We start from the raw sequence: 19,281 nt of genomic DNA, 5'->3' as shown, positions 1-19,281 counted from the left end.
ACTTTACGATACAAAACAATACGTGTGCGCAATCTCCAAGATACATATCCGTACGACAATGCTAGTGATGCGGCAACAACTGTCGATAGGGGATAAAACATGAATGATGATTTTCAAGCAACTTGGCCGGAACACACACCCATGCACACTGACACCAACACCGACACCACGGCGCGCGCGCCGAGCAGCCTTCCACTCAAGCAGATTGTGACGATCCGCCTGGATGTGGACATGCTGAACTGGTTCAAGGCGGCAGGGCCCGGGTATCAGACCCGGATCAACCAGATCTTGCGCGACCATATGGATGCGCAAAAGGCTGACAAAGGTGCTGCTGCTTAATATCAACGGTTCCATGGGTCAGCGCGTCCGCGAGGGCGTAGCAATACTGCTGGACTGGTAGCGCCAACTGTAGGGCGGAAAAGGGCAAGGCCCGCATTGCGCCAAGCGTGTCGACGGCATTTGTCGGAAAAGGGGGGCGCCGAGGCGACTTCGGCCTTTTCCGAGCGCGCCGGTCAACCCTTCTGCGACAGTCGCCTGTTGGGACCTGCCGCTTCAATCGAACATCAGTTCAGCCAGCGGGAAACCTTTAAGAAACTCGGCAGCCGGCAAGCGCTTGCCGCCGGGTTTTTGCAGTTCCGTCAGGCGCAGCGTGCCGGTCTTGCATGCAATCACAATGCCGTGCTGTGCATCGGCGGCCAACACTTGCCCCGGCAGCGCATCGCTGCCCGCTTCCAACGCCTGCGCCCCCCAGATCTTGATCGTCACGCCGTTGACCTCGGCATGTGCGCCGGGAAACGGGTTGAACGCGCGTATCTTGCGGCACAGCTCCAGAGCCGGACGATCAAAATCGAGCTTGGCTTCATCCTTGCTAATCTTGGCCGCGTAGGTCACGCCGGCTTCCGGCTGCGGCACGGCAAGCAGCTTGCCCTGGCCGATCAGTTTCAATGCCTGCACAATCATGTCCGCGCCCAGCCTGGCCAGGCGGTCGTGCAGCGCCCCGGTGGTCTCGGACGCACCAATGGCCAACCGCTCCATCAGCAGCATTGGCCCGGTATCCAGGCCTTCTTCCATTTCCATGATCGTCACGCCCGTATCAACATCGCCCGCCTCAATGGCACGGTGGATGGGTGCGGCGCCGCGCCAGCGCGGCAGCAATGAACCGTGGATATTGATGCAAGGCTTGATGTCCAGCGTGCTGCGCGGCAGAATCAGGCCGTAGGCGGCCACTACCATCACATCGTAGTCGAGCGCCAGCAAGCGTTCGTGGGCGGCCTGCGCCTGCGCGGCGCGCACCGGATCCTTGCTGTCGGTGCGCAGCGACAGCGGCTGCAGCACCTCGATGCCATTGGCCAGCGCGAACTGCTTGACGGCCGACGCATGCAGCTGCAGGCCGCGCCCGGCGGGACGGTCGGGCTGGGTCAGCACGAGCGGGATCTCGAAGCCGGCCTGGTGCAGCGCCGCGAGCGCAACCGCGGCAAACTCGGGCGTGCCGGCGAAAACGACTTTCATCGGTTAATGGCGCCGGCCGGCGGCGCGCAATGCTGCTTCGCGTTCGATGCCGCGCTCTTCCTTGAGCATCTTGGCCTTGATCCGGTTGCGCTTGAGCGGTGACAGGTATTCGACGAAGACCTTGCCCATCAAGTGGTCCATCTCGTGCTGGATGCAGACCGCCAGCAAGCCATCGGCGGACAGCTCGAACGGCTGGCCGTTCACGTCCAAGGCGCTGACCTTGACCTGCGCCGGGCGCTCCACGCCATCATAGATGCCGGGCACCGACAGGCAGCCTTCATCGTAGACCTGCTTTTCAGCACTGGCCCAGATGATCTTGGGATTGATGAACACTTGCAGCGCATCCTTGGTGTCGGTGGTGTCAACGATGATCAGTTGCTCATGCACATCAACCTGGCTGGCGGCGAGCCCGACGCCGGGGGCGTCATACATGGTTTCGGCCATGTCGGCGACCAGCTTGTTGATCCGCTCGCCAAATTCGGTAACCGGTTTGGCAACCTTGTGCAAGCGTGCATCCGGGTAGCGGAGAATATTCAGAATTGCCATAGGTGTAATAAGTTCGATAACTGTTCGGTGATTGATTCGTCAGCAACTGCGCTTAAGATGCCGCAATACAACAAAAACGCAACACGTCCGGAGGGGGGCAGATCGCGGTTTTTCTTGCTACTTCAAGGATTTATGTGCAGAATTTGATCCAGTTCGGCAAGCTTTGTCCCCAGAAACGTCGATAGGGTAGCGATAAATCCTGCTCTTTCTTGCGCTATGGCTGGCAAAGGTTATGAGTCCAGCTAGCAATTCCGTGTTAATGCCGCACTTAACGGACATCTCAATGAAAAATTTTAGCACAGTCAGCGCCCGCATAGCAGTTGCAGCGCTTTTCGCAGGCGTCCTCGCCGCGCCCGCGCAGGCGGCACCAAAGTCTTGCAACTTTCGTCCCAACGCTCCCGACCAGCACCTGGTCGTCAAGGGCGATACCTTGTGGGATATTTCGGGAAAATTTCTCGAGCACGCCTGGTGCTGGCCCCAGGTATGGGGCCTGAACAAGGAGCAGATCAAGAATCCGCACTGGATCTATCCGGGCCAGATTGTCTACTTCGACCGCGCCACCGGGCGCCTGTCGCTCAACCGTCCGGGTTCGGACGGCTCCGGCGGCGCTACCGGCACCCTGCGCCTGTCGCCCCAGGTGCGCACCGAAGGGCTGGGCATCGACGCCATCGCATCGATCCCGTCGGACATCATCGACCCCTTCCTGTCGCAGCCGCTGATCGTCGGCGTCAATGAACTGGCCACGCAGCCGCGCATCGTTGCTGGCGTCGAAGGACACTTTTACCTGGGCAAGGACGATAAAGTCTATGTTCGCGGCAACCTGAAAGGCGGCAGCTCGTTCCAGGTGTTCCGTCCCGGAACGCCTTTGAAAGATCCGGAAACCGGCAAGTTGCTCGCCTACGAGGCGGTCTACCTGGGCACGGCCAAGCTGCAAAGCGAAGCGAAGCCGCCAGCCGACGTGCACACTTTCACGATCGCCAGTTCCAAGATGGAAATGGGGGTCGGGGACCAACTCGTGCTCGCGCCCCCTACGGCAATTCGCAACTATGTGCCGCATCAGCCTGACCGCGCCATCAATGCGCGCGTACTGGGCATTTATTCCGGTGTGACGTATGCGGGACAAAACCAGGTGGTCAGCGTTAATCGCGGTTCGGTTGACGGACTCGATGTGGGCGCCGTCGTGCAGCTCTACAATCTTGGCAGAACCGTGAAGGATCCGACCATCAAGGCCGGCATGATGGGCCAGTCGGCCATGGTCAAGCTGCCGGACGAAGAATCGGGCACTTTGTTTATTTTCCGCGTGTTCAAGAACATCTCGTATGGTCTGATCATGCAAGTGACGACGCCGGTTGAAGTCGGCGACGTGGCTAAATCACCGGAGTAATATCGCCGTGCAAGACACGGATCCCGCCCCTCCACTTGACCAGGCCGCAAGCCTGGCCGCCTGGATACGCCTGGAGCTAACCCCGGGCGTAGGGCGGGTCACGGTGCACTGCCTGCTCGAGCGCTTGCGCACGCCGCAGGCGATTTTTTCGGCCGGCTATCACGTGCTGGCCGGGCTGGTTTCTCCCGCCCGGGCGCGCGTCTTGTCCGAACCACCCTCCCAACTAGTCGCACAGCGCATCGATGCCGCGCTGACCTGGCTTGACGCACCCGGGCGCCACTTGCTCACGCCCGACGATGCGGCCTATCCCGGCTTGTTGCGGCATATTCCCGATCCTCCCTTTTTGCTGTACGCCATTGGCCGCACCGAACTGCTGGCCGGTCCCGCCGTGGCCATGGTCGGCAGCCGCAATGCGAGCGTGCAAGGCTTGTCCAATGCGGGCAACTTCGGCCATGCGCTCAGCGAAGCGGGCCTGACCATCGTCTCGGGCATGGCGCTGGGCATCGACGCGGCCGCGCACGAGGGCGGCTTGCGCGGCGTCGGCTCGACGGTGGCGGTGATCGGGACCGGGGCCGACCGCATCTACCCGCGCCGCAACGAGCGCTTGGCGCGCCGCATTGCGGAAGAGGGTTGCATCATTAGTGAGTACTCACTTGGCACGCCGCCCGCGTCCGCCAACTTCCCGCGCCGCAACCGCATCATCAGCGGCTTGTCGTGCGCGGTGCTGGTGGTGGAGGCTGCCGCCGGGTCGGGTTCGCTCATCACGGCGCGCATGGCGCTCGAGCAGGGGCGCGACGTGTTCGCCATTCCCGGCTCGATCCACTCGGCGCTGGCCAAAGGCTGCCACAAGCTGATCAAGGAAGGCGCGAAACTGGTCGAATCGGTGGGGGACTTGCTCACGGAACTGTGCCTCTCACCAATGGCTGAACCGAGCGCGGAGACGGCGCCCGGCTATTGCGGGGCCGCGCACGCCTTGCTCGAAGCGATGGGGCAGGGACCGGTGAACACCGACGCGCTCGCCGCGCTGACGCAGACGGCGCCCGCTTTTCTGGCCGGCCAGTTATTGACGCTGGAACTTGCCGGTCACATTGAACGCTTGCCGGGTGGATTATTCCAGCGCATCAATCGCTGAAGCCATCAATGCTTGCCCGCCGGTTTCTCCCGCAGAGCTAAAACGCCAGTGTCAGAGCGCCACGGTGAGCATGGTCGGGGATTGGTACATTTCCTGCGTCATCAAGTCTACACCGCAGGGCAAGCTTTCGATCCAGTCGAGAAAGCGCGCGATCATGGCCCGTCCCTTGAAGGGTGCGCCATGCTGTGGCACGATCCACTCGGGGTCGAGCTTGCGCACCATGTTGACCCAATAGCGGCATACCTTGTTGGACACCATATAGCGCGAATGGAAGCCGCGCATGTACGGCAAGTGCTGATCGAAGTCTTGCACCGGCTGGGTCGAGAGCGAGGCCGGCAGCATGGAGGCGCCCATGTCGCCGGAAAACAGAATTTTGCTGACGTCGTCGTAAAACTGGAAATTGCCTTCCGCGTGAAGGAAGTGCGCGGGGAGAATCTGAAAGGTTGCACCCCCGAATGGAAGCAGGGTGCCTTCATCGGGCATGGCGATGATGCGGCCTTCGGTTTTTCCCTGGGCGCAAAAATGAGGCACGAAACGCGACCAAATTTCGGAAATCAGCAACTTGGTCTCGGAACCATTCAACCAGCGAGGCAAGGAAGCGATGATATCGGGGTCGGCATGCGAGGCGAATACATACTTGAGCTGCTTCGGCGGAAAGAATTTGCTCATCGCCAAAAACAGCTCGTTATAAGTAAGGATGCCTCCCGGGTCGAGCAAGATGCCGTTACCTTCGCGGACAATCAGGAACTGGTTGGACTGGACCGATTCGCCCTCGGAAGCCTCCACAAGATCGGAAAACATCAGGCAGATATGTTCTCCATTGTTGAAAAGTTCGATTGCCATGAATGTCCCTACAATTAAAATGGGATTATTGTAGCATATTGATTTTTGGCAACGGAGGTTTCTGCTGGCGCGCATGGTTTTCCGCACCCTCAGCTTTCGCCACGCGCGCGCGCGTCCGCCTGGATGGTTCGCACCGTCAATCCCCGGGCGGAACCGTGCGCCACTTGTGCAGGACCGAGCTTAGCTGATAGAGTAGCGCCATGTTCGATATCCTTGTCTATCTTTACGAGACCTACTACCGTCCGGACGCCTGTCCCGAGCCGGAAGCGCTTGCTCGCAAATTGTCGGCGGTGGGTTTTGACGACGTTGAAATTTCCGAAGCCATCGTCTGGCTCAATGACTTGACCGAAATGGCCGGCGCCGAACCGAGCGCCGCGTTTTCGTCCTCCGGCACCCGGTTTTACGTCGAGTCCGAGTACGACGCGCTCGGTACGCCAGCTATCGGCTTCATCCAGTTCCTCGAAAGCGCCAGCGTGCTCTCGCCCGTGCAGCGCGAAATTGTCATCGAGCGCGCACTGGCGCTGGAAGAGTCGCCCGTGGGCCTGGGCAAGCTCAAGATCATTGTCTTGATGCTGCTCTGGAGCCAGGGAAAAGAGCCGGACGCACTGATGTTCGATGACTTGTTCGGCTCCGACGACGAGCAAACGCCGCGCCTGCTGCACTAAAATTTTCCGCTCGCACCTGTCTATACAACGCCGCGCGTCACTTTGCGCCGGTTTCTGGCCGCCCGCGTGCACAGTCCTCTTGCAGATTGCCCGGCAACCCGCTTATCATTGGCCGCGGTCGGATTGTTACAATTCGTGTATCAACAACCAGAAAATGCCAGTGGCTGCGGACATGCATGTATGATGCGCGAGCCGAACCCCTATAAAGTACGCTGAGAAACCATATGACAAAAACCCTCATCATCGCCGAGAAGCCCTCCGTCGCGAACGATATCGCCAAGACGCTGGGCGGCTTCACCAAGCACGATGAGTACTTCGAGTCCGACCAATACGTGCTCTCGTCGGCGGTCGGCCACTTGCTCGAGATCGCGGTGCCCGAGGAACATGACGTCAAGCGCGGCAAATGGAGCTTTGCGCATCTGCCGATGATTCCGCCGTACTTCGCGCTCAACCCGATCGCCAAGACCGAAGCGCGCCTGAAGGTGCTCAACCGGCTGATCAAGCGCAAGGACGTCACGCAGCTGATCAACGCATGCGACGCCGGGCGCGAGGGTGAACTGATTTTCCGCCTGATCCAGCAAAACGCGAAAGCCAAGCAACCGGTTCAGCGCCTGTGGCTGCAGTCGATGACGCCAACCTCGATCCGCGAAGGCTTCACCAAGCTGCGCTCGGACGCCGAGATGCTGCCGCTGGCCGATGCCGCGCGCTGCCGCTCCGAAGCCGACTGGCTGATCGGGATTAACGGCACGCGCGCCATGACGGCATTCAACTCGAAAGAGGGCGGCTTTTATCTGACCACCGTGGGCCGGGTGCAAACGCCCACGCTGTCGATCGTGGTCGAACGAGAAGACAAGATCAAGCGCTTCGTGTCGCGCGACTACTGGGAAGTGCGCGCCGAATTCGTGTGCGCGGCCGGCATCTACGAAGGGCGCTGGCTCGACCAGGCCTTCAAGAAGGACGAGAACGACCCTGAGCGCCGTCCCGAGCGCCTGTGGAGCCGCGCCGCAGCCGACACCATCGCCATGGCCTGCAAGGGCCGCCAAGGCGTGGTCACCGAGGAATCGAAGCCGACCACGTCGATGGCGCCGGCGCTGTTCGACTTGACCAGCCTGCAGCGCGAAGCGAACGGCCGGTTCGGCTTTTCAGCTAAGAACACGCTCGGCCTGGCGCAGGCGCTGTACGAAAAGCACAAGGTATTGACCTACCCGCGTACCGATTCGCGCCACCTGCCGGAAGACTACATCGACACCGTCAAGGAAACGATGGCCAGCCTGGCGGAAAATAATAACTACCACCAGTTCGCCAAGCAGATCACCGACAAGGGCTGGGTCAAGCCGAACAAGCGGATCTTCGACAACACCAAGATTTCGGATCACTTCGCGATCATCCCGACCACGCTCGCGCCCAAGAACCTGTCCGAGCCCGAGCAAAAGCTGTATGACCTGGTGACGCGCCGCTTCATGGCGGTGTTTTTCCCGCCGGCCGAGTTCCAGGTCACGACCCGCTTTACGGAGGTGTCGGGCCACCAGTTCAAGACCGAAGGCAAGGTCATGACCAATCCGGGCTGGCTGGCGATCTACGGCAAGGAAGCATCGACCGACAGCGACAAGGACGACAACACGGGCGGCAACCTGGTCCCCGTGGCCAAGGGCGAAAAAGTACAAACCGAAACCGTCACCGCCAATGGCCTGGTGACCAAGCCGCCTGCGCGCTACACCGAGGCGACGCTGCTGTCGGCCATGGAAGGCGCCGGCAAGCTGATTGACGACGACGAGCTGCGCGACGCGATGGCCGGCAAGGGCCTGGGCACGCCGGCCACGCGCGCGGCCATCATCGAGGGCTTGCTGGGCGAGCGCTACTTGCTGCGCGAAGGGCGCGAGCTGATGCCGACCGCGAAAGCGTCGCAGCTGATGACGCTCTTGCGCGGCCTTGGCGTGAACGAACTGACGGCGCCGGAATTGACGGGCGAGTGGGAATACAAGCTCTCGCAAATGGAGAAGGGTAAAATCTCGCGCGAAGAATTCATGCGCGAGATCGCCCAGATGACCCAGATCATCGTCAAGCGCGCCAAGGAATACAACAACGACACGATCCCGGGCGATTATGCGACGCTTGCGACACCGTGTCCGAATTGCGGCGGCGTGGTCAAGGAAAACTACCGCCGTTTTGCCTGCACCAAGTGCGAATTCAACATGAGCAAGACGCCGGGTAGCCGCCAGTTCGAGATCGCCGAAGTGGAAGAACTGCTGGAAAAGCGCACCATCGGCCCGATGCAGGGGTTCCGCTCGAAGATGGGGCGTCCATTTGCCGCCATTTTGCGCATCGTGCGCGATGAAGAGATCAAGAACAGCAAGCTTGAATTCGACTTTGGCCAGAACGACGACAGCGAAGACGGCGAAGGCGTCGACTTCACCGGCCAGACGCCGCTTGGACCTTGTCCGAAGTGCGCCGCGGGCGTGTACGAGATGGGCCTGGCCTACGTGTGCGAGCACAGCGTGGCCAAGCCGAAGACGTGCGACTTCCGCAGCGGGCGCATCATCTTGCAGCAGGAGATTTTGCCGGAACAAATGGTCAAGCTGCTCAATGACGGCAAGACCGATCTGATGCCGGGGTTTGTCTCGCAGCGCACGCGCCGTCCGTTCAAGGCCTTCCTGGTCAAGGGCAAGGACGGCAAAATCAGCTTCGAGTTTGAAGAGCGCAAGGCCAAGCCGGGCGCCAAGGTGAAGGCGGCGCCGGTGGCCGATCCGCAAGAAGATGGCGAGGCTGCTGCGCCGGCCAAGAAGGCGGCCGCGAAGAAGGCGCCGGCAAAGAAAGCTGCTGCGAAAAAGGCCCCGGCGAAAAAAGCTGCGGCCAAGAAGGCACCGGCCAAGAAAGCGGCCGCAAAGTAAGCTTTGCCACCGACAAAAAAGCCGCGAACCCGTGAGGGTCGCGGCTTTTTTCATGCCCGTACATCGTCCTCGCGCACGCGGGTGTGGCTCAACGATTCACGACCCTTTGACCGCACAAACATCGCGACATTTCGCAACTCGAAAACCTAAACCACATCGTCCTCGCAAACGCGGGGACCCATAGAACAGATGCCAATAGGTCGATTCGAATCAATGCGTTACAGCAAGCAGCTCGATTCAAGGGAAACACGATTCGTCAGTTCCATGGGTCCCCTCGTGCGCGAGAACGATGCAGGGGTTACGCGAGGGTCGCGATTTCGCGCGCGATGTTGTCCTGCGCCTGCCCCGTGTACAGGTTCGAAAAGTACCGGTCCGCGTACAAGGCGTCGGCTTCCGCAATCCGATAAAAGTGATTCAGCGCGTTCTTCCTGCCCGCCTTGTAGCTCTCGTCATCCACATGGCTGTACTCCGCGCGCACCGACCTCGCGTAATTGTCGTACACATCCTCCGGCTGCCCCAGAATCGCCAGATCGGCCCCCAGCATCGCGTTTTGCAGGCGGTGCGACGCCGTTTGCGGGCGCGCGTGCTCGGTCACCCTGATCAGCGCCGCAACATCCTCGGCCTGCGCGCCGCTGTCCAGGCCTGCGTCCAGCCACAGCCTCGCGCTCTGCTCTTCATTCGACAAGCCATCGCGCGCGCCACCGTACACTGCGTCATGGAACCAGAATGCCTTTTTCAGCGTCGCCACGTCCTCCTGCGACGCACAGGTGTTCGACGCCCAGGCGGTGATTTCGGTGAGTCCGTGAACCATGTGATCGAGGTTGTGATACGCCCGTTCCGGCGCGCCATAGGCCGTCTCGCCGGTGAGCCGCTCGAACCACTGCGCGGCCTCCGGCGCGCCGGCCGGCCACAGCTTGTCCCAGTCCTTGCGCAGCCAGTCCACGATCCAGGCGCAGTAAGCCGGCGCCGGCATGAACTGCTTGGTGGTCCAATGCCAGCCAACGGGCCCTTGCAGGCCGCGCACGAAACTGGAGCTGACCGAACCCAAGTCGCGCGGGGGCATCACGAACAGCGTCTTGGCGCCGTGCAGCACGTCGACGTTGGCTTGCTGGATCAGGTTTTCATAATCGAAGTCGGACGTGTTGCGAATGCCGCGGATCAGAAAATCAATCCCTTGGCGCTTGGCCGCGCGCGCCGTGTAGTCGCCGTACACGACGACCACGCTCACGTTGGTCCAGCCCTGCGCCGCCACGCTCTGCTCGACGATCTCCTTGCGCCGGGGCGCGGTGAACTGCGCTTTTTTGGCAGGGTTCTCGGACAGGAAGACGATGACTTCGTCGGCCAGTTCGCGCGCCTCCTGGATCACCCACATATGGCCATTGGTGATCGGGTCGAGTGTGCCCGAAAATGCGATTTTTCTCATAAATGGCTGCGCTGTCAGTTGAACAGGGCATCCCGGCGGGACGCCCAAGCTTCTCAGGGTAGCGAAGATCGGGCCCGCTGACAAGTTACGGCGTCTATTGCAGGTCTTGCGTCGAAAAGTAGACGGTTCCCGCCACATCGAGTCCCGGCAGTGCCTGCGCAATGGCCGCCGCCGACGGTTGCAGCAGGGCGGACTTGGCCAGCACCACCGCGCCGCCGCGCACCCCCTTGCGCGCCCGGACGGCCAGGACATGATCAAAGTCGGGCCGGCTGTCGATCTGCTTGACCAGGAAGCGCTGGGCGCCGTCGCCCAGCTGCAGATAGCGCGCCGCGGCCGAACGGGCGGGAGCGGCCGACAAGCGGCGAAAGTACAGCACTTTTTCCACGATAACGTCCGCGCCCGCGTACGCGACCTTGCCGCCCTGTTCAAAATGGCCGAGCACCAGATCGGCCTTGAAACGCTGGTTCGCCCTGGCGCCCGGCGCAAACCGGTCGAGCTCGAATTTTTCCGGGTCCAGCGTCCACAATTGGATGCCTGCGTCCAGGCGCGCGCGTAGCGCCTTGTCTTGCGCCTGGTCGGCCAGACGCAGCTGCAAGATGACCTGGTAGTCGTGCGGGGCATGGAACATCGGCAGGTGCGACGCGTACAGCGCGCCGGGGCCCCCGAACAGCAGCATGCCGTGCGAGCCGAATGACGGCCCGGCGGCGAGTGCCGCGCCGGCGGCGCACAGCAGCAGCGCGAAGGCGATCAGCTTTCTGATCATGCCTGCACCAGCAGCTTGCCGCGATGCTCGCCGGTAAACAGAGAGTTCAACGCCGACGGGAGCTGGTCAAAACCGCCGATCACGGTTTCTTCGAATACGATCTCGCCTGCCCGGACCCACGGCGCGACGATGCGCGTCATCTCGTCCATCCGGTGCACGTAGTCGCGCGCCAGGATGCCTTGCATGGTGGCGCGTTGGTACAGCATGTGGTGCAGCAGGCGCGGACCCATCTCGGGCGCATCGAGGCCGCCGCTGTACTGGCTGATCTGCCCGCAGATGACGATGCGCGCGCGCCGGTTGATCAGCGCGATTACAGCGTCGGTGACGATGCCGCCCACGTTATCGAAATACACGTCCACGCCGCCGGCCATGGCCTTAATGGCTGCGCCCATGGCGTCGGCGTCGCCAAAAGCCTTGTAGTCGAGCGTCCAGTCGGCGCCGAGTTTGTCGCGCAGCCAGCCGCACTTGGCCGCGCCGCCGGCAATGGCGAGCACGCGCGCGCCGTGGCGCTTGGCGAACTGCACCACCAGCGAACCGACCGCGCCGGCGGCGCCCGACACCACCACCACGTCGCCTGCGTGCGGGCGGCCGGCCTCGGTCAGCCCGAACCAGGCGGTGCGCCCCGGCATGCCGAGCACGCCGAGCGCCGTGGTGACAGGCGCCAGCGCGGGATCGAGCAGCGTCAGTTCGCCGGCGGCCACGCGCGCATGCGTTTGCCAGCCGGTATAGCTGCGCACCCAGTCGCCGGATGCAAAGCCGTCAGCGTTCGAGGCCAGTACCTGCGCCACCACGCCGCCCTGCTGCACCACGTTCAGCGGATGGGCATCGGCGTCGTAGGTCGGCTTGCCCGACTGGCCGATGCGCATGTAAGGGTCGACGCTAAAGTAGCGCGCCTCGATCAGGACCTGGCCGGCGCCCAGCGTGCTCTCGAGCGGCGCTTCGATCAGTGCATAGTGTTCGCTGCCCACGGTGGCGTCGGGACGGCGGCGATAGATCCATTGGCGGTGCATGGGTTGCATGTGGTCTCCTTTAACGAAGGTGCCATGCTACTTCCCGCGTGCGGTCGCGTAAAGCAACATATAATCATGGTTTGTGTCTCGTTTAGAAACCATGAATTTGACCGACCTGCGTATTTTTGTCAGCGCCGCGCTGCGTCCTTCGCTGGGCGCAGCTGCCGTCGACATGCATTTGACGCCGTCGGCAGTGTCCAAGGCGCTGCGCCGGCTGGAGGCTAGCCTGGACACGCCGCTGTTCGATCGCACGGCCAAGCAGTTGGTTCTCAACGACAGCGGCCAGCGCCTGCTAGCCCGGGCGCGCGCCTTGCTGGCGCTGGCCGACCAGGCCAAATCCGACGTGATGGGCGAGCGCGCGGCGCTGGCCTGCAGGCTGGGCGGGCCGGCGCTGCTGCTATGGCGCCACGGGCAGGGCGCCGCCGAAGCACTGCGCACCTGGCCTGACGCCACGCTGTCGCTGCAGGCGATGTTCGAGGTTGAAGCGCTGGCGGCCCTGGCGCGCGGCGACATCAATGGCGCCATTGTGACCGGTGAAGCGATCGCCGCACGCGGGGCCGAGTGGCGTGCCGGTTGGGAGGCGACACCGTTGGGAGAGCTCAATTTGCAGCTGGTGGCCGGCAAGACGCATCCGCTGGCACGCCGCAAGAAAGGCGGGGCGGTGGAGGCGAGTAGCGCGCAGGTGCTGGAACACGACTTTGCGTGCCCGCCGCGGTCCCTGTTTTGCGGGGTGCAGCGGGGCGCCAGGTCGGACGGCTGGCGCGACGATCAACTGCCGCGCCGGATCCGCTATTGGACCGATGATCTGCAGTTGCTGCTGGGGTTTGTCCGGTCCGGCAGTGCGCTGGCGTACCTGCCGGATTTTGCGCTGGTTGACGCTGACCTGGTGCGCATCCACGTGACCGATTGTGCGTTTCGCTGTACCGAGCAGGCGTTCCTGGTGTGGGACAGCGCCAGCGGCGCACAGTGGCAGCACGTTCTGGCGCGCACGCTCGCGTCGCCGGCTTGATTTACTCAGGGTCGTAGCGCACCTGCAGCGGCAGCGTCAGGCTGAACGCGGCCCCCTGGTCCGGCGCGCTGTCCACTTCCAGCGTCCCGCCATGCGACTCGGCCAGCTGGCGCGCGATATACAGCCCCAGTCCCAGCCCCTCGCGCACATCCTTGGTGCCGGCGCGTTCGAACGGATCAAAAATGCGCGCCTGGTCGTCCGGCGCAATGCCCACGCCCTGGTCGCGCACCACGATCTCGGCCCGTCCGTCGTTCTGCGCCAGCGTGATTCTCACCGGCTTGCTGCCGCCGTAGCGCAGCGCGTTGGTCAACAGGTTGATGATGATCTGCTCGACCCGGAATTCATCCCACACCCCTTCCACGGGCTGCGGCGCCTCCACCGCAATGGTGCCGCCGGCCGCCTCGGTGCGCTGCGCCAGGTCGCTGACGATGCGTTCGAGCAGCGCCGACAATTCAGTTTGCGCAGGCCGGATCGACAGCTTGCCGCTGCGGATACGCGAGACGTCGACCATGTCGTTGATCAGCCGGATCATGCTCTGGATCTGGCGTCCGTCGCGCGCCACCATGCGCTGCAAATTATCGGCGCTGAAGGGTTCCATGTTCCTTTTGTCGAGCTGCATGCTGCGCAACTGCGTTTCCAGGAACAGGGTGTTAAGCGGCGTGCGCAGCTCGTGCGCCACCATCGACATGAAGTCGTCGCGCATCTTGAGCGAGCGTTCCAGTTCGGCCTGCGTGGCGCGCAGTTCGCGCCGGCTCTGTTCGAGCGCCTCGACCTGGCGCTTGACCTCGTGCCGCTGCAGGCACAGCGCGACGAATACATTGACCTTGCTCTTGACGGCGGCAATGTCGAGCGGCTTGTAGAGGAAGTCGACGGCGCCGCTCTCGTAACCCTTGAACGCATAATTGAGCTCCTTGCCGGCCGCGCTGACGAATACGATCGGCACATTGCGGGTGCGCTCGGTGCCGCGCATCAGTTCGGCCAGTTCGAAGCCGTCCATCCCCGGCATCATGACGTCCAGGATGGCAAGGGCGAAGTCGTGTTCGAGCAGCAGCGAAAGCGCTTCTTCGCCAGAACTTGCCTGGTAGATGATACGGTCATCCTGCTCGATGATCTTGGACAGCGCGAGCAGGTTTTCCGGAAGGTCGTCGACGATCAAGAGTTTGGTGGTGTGCTGGTGGGTTGCCGTCACATGGTCTCCAGGGTGGCCAGCAGCGCGCGCACGGCGCGCAGCGGCAGGATCAAGCTCGGCGCGCGCAGGCGAATCGCCGCCGCAGGCATGGTCGACATTTCAGCGTCCTCGGGGTCTTGCACAATGGTCAGTCCGCCGGCTTCGCCGATGGCGGCCATGCCGGCGGCGCCGTCGCCGCTGGCGCCAGTGAGCAGCATACCGCACAAGGCGGGGCCATAGGCGTCAGCTGCCGACATCATTAGTATATCGATCGCCGGACGCGAAAAATGCACGGGGTCTTCCTGGCTGAGCGAAAAACTGCGCTCGTTTTCAATCGACAGGTGGTAGCCGGGCGGAGCGAAGTACAGCGTGCCGGGCGCCAGCAGCGCCTTGTCTTGCGCTTGCAACACCGGCATCGGCAGATGCTGCTGGAAGACTTCCGCCAGGCGGCTCTCTCGCTCGTCCGGCAGGTGCAGCACCACCACCACGGGAAAGCGCATGGCGGCGGGCAGGCCAGGCAAAATGCGCAGCAGGGCGCCGATGCCGCCGGCCGAGGCGCCGATCACCAGCGCTTCGATCCTGCGCTTTTTTTGCGGCGTCATGCGGCCGCCTTGCGGTAGATGCGCTCGGCCTTGACCAGCGGCGTAAAGGCTCCCGCATACGCGGAAAAATCGATCGTCTCCTTGCTGCCCAGTCCCAAAAAGCCGCGGTGGCACAGCGACTCGTGAAACAGTCCGAGCGCGCGCTCTTGCAGCTTGCGGTTGAAGTAAATGAGCACGTTGCGGCAGCACACCAGGTGGGTTTCCGAAAATACGCTGTCGGTCGCCAGGCTATGGTCGGCAAAGCTGACGTTCTCGATCAGGCTGCGATCGAACAGGGCGCTGTCGTAGGCGGCCGTATAGTGGTCCGAAAAAGCGCCTTTGCCGCCGGCCATCTGGTAGCTGGCGGTATAGGCGCGCATGCGATCGAGCGGATAGACGCCTTTGCGGGAGCGCTCCAGCGATTGCGGATTGATGTCGGTGGCGTAGATGATGGAGCGCTCCAGCAAGCCTTCTTCCTTGAGCATGATGGCCATCGAATAGACTTCTTCGCCGGTACTGCAGCCGGCGATCCAGATCTTGAGCGACGGGTAGGTGTGCAGGTGCGGCACGACCTGTTCGCGCAGCGCCCGAAAGAAGCCGGGGTCGCGGAACATCTCGCTGGTGGGGATGGTCAGGTACTGCAGCAGCTGCATGAAGGCGTCCGGGTCGTGCAGCACGCGCGCCTGCAGCTCCGAGATGCTGGCGCAGTCCATCTGGTGCAGCGCATGGTGCACGCGGCGCTTTTGCGAGGCGCCCGAGTAGTCGCGAAAATCGTAGCTGTACTTGAGGTAGATGGCCTCGATCAGCAAGCGCAGTTCGATGGTGCTGCTGTCCTGGTTGCTCATCACAGGCGCTCCACGCTCGGCAGCCAGACCCGCAGCAGCGAATACAAGCGGTCAAGGTCGATCGGCTTGGCCAGGTAGTCCGACGCGCCGGCTTTCATGCACTGTTCCTGGTCGTCCTTCATGGCCTTGGCGGTGATGGCGATCACCGGCAGCTTGGCAAAGCGGGAATCCTGGCGCAGGCGGCGGGTCGCTTCCAGGCCGTCCATGCCGGGCATCATGACGTCCATCAGCACCAGGTCCATGTCCGGCATCTCGTCGAGCCGGGCGAGCGCCTCGAAGCCGTTGCGGCCGACCTCGACGGTGATGCCTTTTTGTTCCAGCGCGCTGGTGAGGGAAAAGATATTGCGCACGTCGTCGTCCACCAGCAGGATGCGGCGCCCGTCGAACACGCGGTCGCGGCTGCGCACCGTTTTGAGCATGCTCTGGCGCTCGGCCGACATCTGCGACTCGACCCGGTGCAAAAACAGCGTCACTTCGTCGAGCAGGCGTTCCGGCGAGCGCGCCCCCTTGATGATGATCGAGCGCGAGTACTTGAGCAGATTGGCTTCCTCGGCGCGCGTGAGCGTGCGCCCGGTGTAGACGATCACCGGCGGGAAGGAGCGGATTTCTTCGGCGGCCATGGTGCGCAGCAGTTCGTGGCCGTGCATGTCGGGCAGCTTGAGGTCGATGATCATGCAGTCGTAGACCTGGGCGCGCAGCAGGGCCAGCGCTTCGGCGCCGGTGGCCACGGCGGTGATCTCGACGTCGTCGTCGCCGATCAGGCGCACCACGCTTTCGCGCTGGCGCTCGTCGTCTTCGACCAGCAGCACGCGCTTGAGCTTTTGGGTGAATTTCCCTTCCAGCGTCTGGAACACTTGTTTCAGGCGTTCGCGCGTGGCCGGCTTGACCACGTAGCCGATCGCACCCATCTGCAGGGCTGCTTCGGCGCGGTCGCTGGCCGAGACGATGTGGACCGGGATGTGGCGCGCGCGCGGCGTGTCCTTGAGCTTTTGCAGCACGTCCAGGCCGGAGCCGTCGGGCAGGCCAAGGTCGAGCAGGACGGCGTCGGGCAGTTGTTCGTCGGCTGCCTGCAGGCCGTCGGCGGCGTTGTGCGCCACCAGGCAGCGGTACTGCAGTTCGCGCGCCAGGTCGAACAGGATGCGCGCAAACGTGACGTCGTCTTCGATCACCAGCACGGTGCGCTTGCCGCTGCCGGCCACGGCGCGGTCGTCGGGAAACTGCTCGCCGCGCGCTGCGGGCAGGGCTGATGGCGCAGGAGCAGAAGCCACCATTCGGGCCGGCACGCCAGGAACGGCGGGCGCCGCCGGCGGCGCAGCGCGCTCGGGCATCAGCGCCGGCATGAGCAGCGTGAAGGTGCTGCCCTTGCCCGGCGTGCTGCGGATGTCGATGGCTCCGCCCAACAGTGCTGCGAGGTCGCGCGATATCGACAGGCCCAGGCCGGTGCCGCCGTAGCGCCGGCTGGTGGTGCCGTCGGCCTGGCGAAACGCTTCAAACACCAGCGCCTGCTGGTCGGGGGCGATGCCGATGCCCGAGTCGCTCACCGCAAAGGCAATCATGTCGTCCGGCCGGCCTTCGATGGTCAGACAGACCTGGCCGTCGTCGGTGAACTTGATGGCGTTGGACAGCAGATTTTTCAAAATCTGCTGCAGGCGCTGGCCGTCGGTGACCAGGCTGGCCGGCGCGCCGGGGTCGACCGCGGCGGTAAACACCAGGCGCTTCTGGCCGGCCAGCGGCGCGAACATGGAGCGCATCGCGTCGGCCAGCGCGGGCAAGGCGATCGGCTCGGGCGACAGTTCCAGCTTGCCCGCTTCGACCTTGGAAATGTCGAGGATATCGTTGATCAGGTTGAGCAGGTCGTTGCCGGCGGCATAGATCGTGTTGGCGAACTGGATCTGTTCGGGGTCCAGGTTGCCTTTCGGGTTTTCCGACAGCAGCTTGGCCAAAATCAGCGAACTGTTGAGCGGGGTGCGCAGCTCGTGCGACATATTCGCCAGAAATTCCGACTTGTAGCTGGAGGCGCGCTGCAGCTCTTGCGCGCGCGCTTCAAGTTCGGCCTGCACCACGCCCAGCGCGCTGTTTTTCAGGTCCAGCGCGCTGGCCTGCTCGGCCAGCTGCTCGTTGGTCTGCTCCAGTTCCGCCTTCTGGTTTTCCAAAATGGCCTGCGACTCTTCGAGCACGCGCGACTGCTCTTCCAGTTCTTCATTGGCGGTGCGCAGTTCTTCCTGCTGCACCTGCAGCTCTTCGTTAAGCTGCTGGGTTTCAGCGAGCGCGTCTTGCAGGCGCCGGCGCGCCATTGCGCCTTCGATTGCGCGCCCGATGTTGGGCGCGACCAGTTCAATGAATTCAAGCGTGCGCGGGGGCGGCAGCTGCATGAAGCCCAGTTCGATAACGCCATTGGCTTCGCCGTCGTTGGCCGTTGGCGAGAGCAGCAGGTGGCGCGCGCTGGCGCTGCCAAGTCCGGTGCTGATTTTCAGGTAATGGTCGGGCAGATCGGCCAGCAGCAGCGCGCGCTGCGAGGCCAGCGCCTGGGCCACCAGGTCGCGACCCTTGGCGTCGGCGTCGGCCTGGTGGCTGTCCTGGGGCGGCACGCCGAAGCCGCCGATGCGGCGCAGGCTGCCGTCTTCTTCGCGGCCATACAGCGCGCCCACCGCCGCGCCCGTGTATTCGGCCAAAAAGTCGAGCGTGGCGTTGCCAAGCCGGCTCAAGCCTTGCTGGCCGATAAAGCGTTCAGCCAGCGCAGTTTGTCCGCTGCGCTGCCAGGCCTGGCGTTCGAGCGTGTCGGCATGCGCGCGCTGCTGCTCGATGACGTCGCCAAAGGCGTGCGACAGGCCAAGCAGGTCGCGCCGCCCGAACCAGGCCAGCAGGCCGGCCAGCACCAGGCTGAGTATGAGGTAAATGGCCACGCCGTAGCGGGTGACGCGCTGCGCGTCCGCATTGCGGCTGAGCAGAAGGCTTTGTTCGGCGGCCAGGAATTGGGTGAACTGGACCCGGATCTGGTCGAATATGAGCTTGCCGCGCTGGCTGCGCACCAGCGCCACGATGTCGCGCTGGGCCCGGCGCAGGGCAATGCCCTCGCGCGCGTAATCGTTCCATTGGGTTTGCAGAGTGACCACCTGGCGCAGCCGTTCGCGCTGGGCGGGATTGTCGGCCACTTGCTCGGCCAGCGAATTCATGGCCGCACCCGACTTGGCGTTGCCGGCGATATAAGGTTCAAGGAACACTTCGTCGCCCGTGATCAAAAAGCCGCGCAAGCCCGTTTCCTGGTCGACCGCCAGCTTGGCGACCTCGTTGGCCTGGCGGATCACGCGTTCCGAATGCTCGACCATATTGATGACCGACAGCAGGTACGCAATGATGCCGACAAAGATCGCCGCGCTGGCCACGCCTATAACCAGTGGCAACGTCACATTGCGGGTGAGGATGCGTTTGAAACTGGTCTGGTCAACCATCAGGGCACTGAGCATGCTTGTCTTCCGCTACTAAAAGACCAATTCTATCCGAAGAGATCTTTTTGC

Annotated in this window: 16 protein-coding genes; 6 read left to right on the top strand and 10 right to left on the bottom strand. The window is 63.1% G+C overall.

Annotated elements, in window-relative coordinates:
- The first annotated feature begins 141 nt into the window (after positions 1-141).
- Entirely contained in the window at positions 142-339 is a 198-nt protein-coding gene (locus ACP7BV_RS16355) for a BrnA antitoxin family protein (protein WP_426105310.1), read from the top strand.
- Between the two features lie 213 nt (positions 340-552).
- On the opposite strand, the gene fmt is transcribed toward ACP7BV_RS16355, so the two are convergent.
- Entirely contained in the window at positions 553-1,509 is a 957-nt protein-coding gene (gene fmt / locus ACP7BV_RS16350) for a methionyl-tRNA formyltransferase (protein ID WP_426105308.1), read from the bottom strand.
- 3 nt (positions 1,510-1,512) lie between these two features.
- A complete protein-coding gene (gene def / locus ACP7BV_RS16345; protein WP_426105306.1) occupies positions 1,513-2,055 on the bottom strand; it encodes a peptide deformylase in 543 nt (180 codons plus the stop codon).
- Positions 2,056-2,338: 283 nt separating this feature from the next.
- Here def and ACP7BV_RS16340 point away from each other — a divergent pair, with 283 nt between their 5' ends.
- On the top strand, positions 2,339-3,439 hold the full coding sequence (locus ACP7BV_RS16340) for a LysM peptidoglycan-binding domain-containing protein (protein ID WP_426105304.1): 1,101 nt from the start codon (positions 2,339-2,341) through the stop codon (positions 3,437-3,439).
- Positions 3,440-3,446: 7 nt separating this feature from the next.
- A complete protein-coding gene (gene dprA / locus ACP7BV_RS16335) occupies positions 3,447-4,571 on the top strand; it encodes a DNA-processing protein DprA (protein WP_426105303.1) in 1,125 nt (374 codons plus the stop codon).
- Positions 4,572-4,622: 51 nt separating this feature from the next.
- Here the strand turns inward: dprA and ACP7BV_RS16330 are convergent, their stop codons facing one another.
- A complete protein-coding gene (locus ACP7BV_RS16330) occupies positions 4,623-5,414 on the bottom strand; it encodes an MBL fold metallo-hydrolase (RefSeq protein WP_426105396.1) in 792 nt (263 codons plus the stop codon).
- 200 nt (positions 5,415-5,614) lie between these two features.
- Between ACP7BV_RS16330 and ACP7BV_RS16325 the strand changes: the two genes are divergently transcribed.
- Both ACP7BV_RS16325 and ACP7BV_RS16320 read left to right on the top strand, forming a co-directional pair.
- Positions 5,615-6,079, top strand: a complete 465-nt coding sequence (locus ACP7BV_RS16325; RefSeq protein WP_426105302.1) for a DUF494 family protein — start codon at positions 5,615-5,617, stop codon at positions 6,077-6,079.
- Between the two features lie 224 nt (positions 6,080-6,303).
- Positions 6,304-8,967: a DNA topoisomerase III gene (locus ACP7BV_RS16320; RefSeq protein WP_426105301.1), complete on the top strand. Its 2,664-nt coding sequence runs from the start codon at positions 6,304-6,306 to the stop codon at positions 8,965-8,967.
- 298 nt (positions 8,968-9,265) lie between these two features.
- Here the strand turns inward: ACP7BV_RS16320 and coaD are convergent, their stop codons facing one another.
- The 3 genes from coaD to ACP7BV_RS16305 form a co-directional block, all read right to left on the bottom strand.
- The gene (gene coaD, locus ACP7BV_RS16315; RefSeq protein WP_426105300.1) at positions 9,266-10,390 is read right to left on the bottom strand and encodes a pantetheine-phosphate adenylyltransferase; all 1,125 of its coding nucleotides are present in this window, start codon (positions 10,388-10,390) and stop codon (positions 9,266-9,268) included.
- 94 nt (positions 10,391-10,484) lie between these two features.
- Positions 10,485-11,153, bottom strand: a complete 669-nt coding sequence (locus ACP7BV_RS16310) for a hypothetical protein (protein WP_426105299.1) — start codon at positions 11,151-11,153, stop codon at positions 10,485-10,487.
- Positions 11,150-12,172, bottom strand: coding sequence for an NADP-dependent oxidoreductase (locus tag ACP7BV_RS16305; RefSeq protein ID WP_426105298.1), 1,023 nt, complete (start codon positions 12,170-12,172; stop codon positions 11,150-11,152). Before ACP7BV_RS16305 ends, ACP7BV_RS16310 begins: the two co-directional genes overlap by 4 nt.
- A gap of 91 nt (positions 12,173-12,263) precedes the next feature.
- Here ACP7BV_RS16305 and ACP7BV_RS16300 point away from each other — a divergent pair, with 91 nt between their 5' ends.
- Positions 12,264-13,172 (top strand): LysR family transcriptional regulator, encoded by a 909-nt coding sequence (locus ACP7BV_RS16300; protein ID WP_426105296.1) that lies wholly within the window; start codon positions 12,264-12,266, stop codon positions 13,170-13,172.
- A 1-nt stretch (position 13,173) separates the two neighbouring features.
- On the opposite strand, the gene ACP7BV_RS16295 is transcribed toward ACP7BV_RS16300, so the two are convergent.
- Genes ACP7BV_RS16295 through ACP7BV_RS16280 form a run of 4 tightly spaced genes read right to left on the bottom strand, consistent with a single transcriptional unit; the run spans position 13,174 to position 19,230 of the window.
- Complete coding sequence (locus ACP7BV_RS16295) at positions 13,174-14,361, bottom strand: hybrid sensor histidine kinase/response regulator (protein ID WP_426105294.1); 1,188 nt, start codon at positions 14,359-14,361, stop codon at positions 13,174-13,176.
- On the bottom strand, positions 14,358-14,942 hold the full coding sequence (locus ACP7BV_RS16290; protein WP_426105293.1) for a chemotaxis protein CheB: 585 nt from the start codon (positions 14,940-14,942) through the stop codon (positions 14,358-14,360). The genes ACP7BV_RS16295 and ACP7BV_RS16290 overlap by 4 nt, the downstream gene beginning before the upstream one ends.
- On the bottom strand, positions 14,939-15,766 hold the full coding sequence (locus ACP7BV_RS16285) for a CheR family methyltransferase (RefSeq protein WP_426105292.1): 828 nt from the start codon (positions 15,764-15,766) through the stop codon (positions 14,939-14,941). The genes ACP7BV_RS16290 and ACP7BV_RS16285 overlap by 4 nt, the downstream gene beginning before the upstream one ends.
- Positions 15,766-19,230 (bottom strand): response regulator, encoded by a 3,465-nt coding sequence (locus ACP7BV_RS16280; RefSeq protein WP_426105291.1) that lies wholly within the window; start codon positions 19,228-19,230, stop codon positions 15,766-15,768. Before ACP7BV_RS16280 ends, ACP7BV_RS16285 begins: the two co-directional genes overlap by 1 nt.
- Positions 19,231-19,281: the final 51 nt, after the last annotated feature.

The organism is Massilia sp. TSP1-1-2 (assembly GCF_049896185.1).
GTDB lineage: Bacteria > Pseudomonadota > Gammaproteobacteria > Burkholderiales > Burkholderiaceae_D > Telluria_A.
The sequence above is the reverse complement of the archived record's forward strand: the minus strand, read 5'-3'. Positions and strand labels throughout refer to the sequence as shown.

What these genes read in the sequence shown, in the direction of transcription:
- ACP7BV_RS16355 (WP_426105310.1), top strand. Translation starts at nt 142, where the DNA reads ATGCACACTGACACCAACACCGACACCACGGCGCGCGCGCCGAGCAGC.
- fmt (WP_426105308.1), bottom strand. Translation starts at nt 1,509, where the DNA reads ATGAAAGTCGTTTTCGCCGGCACGCCCGAGTTTGCCGCGGTTGCGCTC.
- def (WP_426105306.1), bottom strand. Translation starts at nt 2,055, where the DNA reads ATGGCAATTCTGAATATTCTCCGCTACCCGGATGCACGCTTGCACAAG.
- ACP7BV_RS16340 (WP_426105304.1), top strand. Translation starts at nt 2,339, where the DNA reads ATGAAAAATTTTAGCACAGTCAGCGCCCGCATAGCAGTTGCAGCGCTT.
- ACP7BV_RS16330 (WP_426105396.1), bottom strand. Translation starts at nt 5,414, where the DNA reads ATGGCAATCGAACTTTTCAACAATGGAGAACATATCTGCCTGATGTTT.
- ACP7BV_RS16325 (WP_426105302.1), top strand. Translation starts at nt 5,615, where the DNA reads ATGTTCGATATCCTTGTCTATCTTTACGAGACCTACTACCGTCCGGAC.
- ACP7BV_RS16320 (WP_426105301.1), top strand. Translation starts at nt 6,304, where the DNA reads ATGACAAAAACCCTCATCATCGCCGAGAAGCCCTCCGTCGCGAACGAT.
- coaD (WP_426105300.1), bottom strand. Translation starts at nt 10,390, where the DNA reads ATGAGAAAAATCGCATTTTCGGGCACACTCGACCCGATCACCAATGGC.
- ACP7BV_RS16310 (WP_426105299.1), bottom strand. Translation starts at nt 11,153, where the DNA reads ATGATCAGAAAGCTGATCGCCTTCGCGCTGCTGCTGTGCGCCGCCGGC.
- ACP7BV_RS16305 (WP_426105298.1), bottom strand. Translation starts at nt 12,172, where the DNA reads ATGCAACCCATGCACCGCCAATGGATCTATCGCCGCCGTCCCGACGCC.
- ACP7BV_RS16300 (WP_426105296.1), top strand. Translation starts at nt 12,264, where the DNA reads ATGAATTTGACCGACCTGCGTATTTTTGTCAGCGCCGCGCTGCGTCCT.
- ACP7BV_RS16290 (WP_426105293.1), bottom strand. Translation starts at nt 14,942, where the DNA reads ATGACGCCGCAAAAAAAGCGCAGGATCGAAGCGCTGGTGATCGGCGCC.
- ACP7BV_RS16285 (WP_426105292.1), bottom strand. Translation starts at nt 15,766, where the DNA reads ATGAGCAACCAGGACAGCAGCACCATCGAACTGCGCTTGCTGATCGAG.
- ACP7BV_RS16280 (WP_426105291.1), bottom strand. Translation starts at nt 19,230, where the DNA reads ATGCTCAGTGCCCTGATGGTTGACCAGACCAGTTTCAAACGCATCCTC.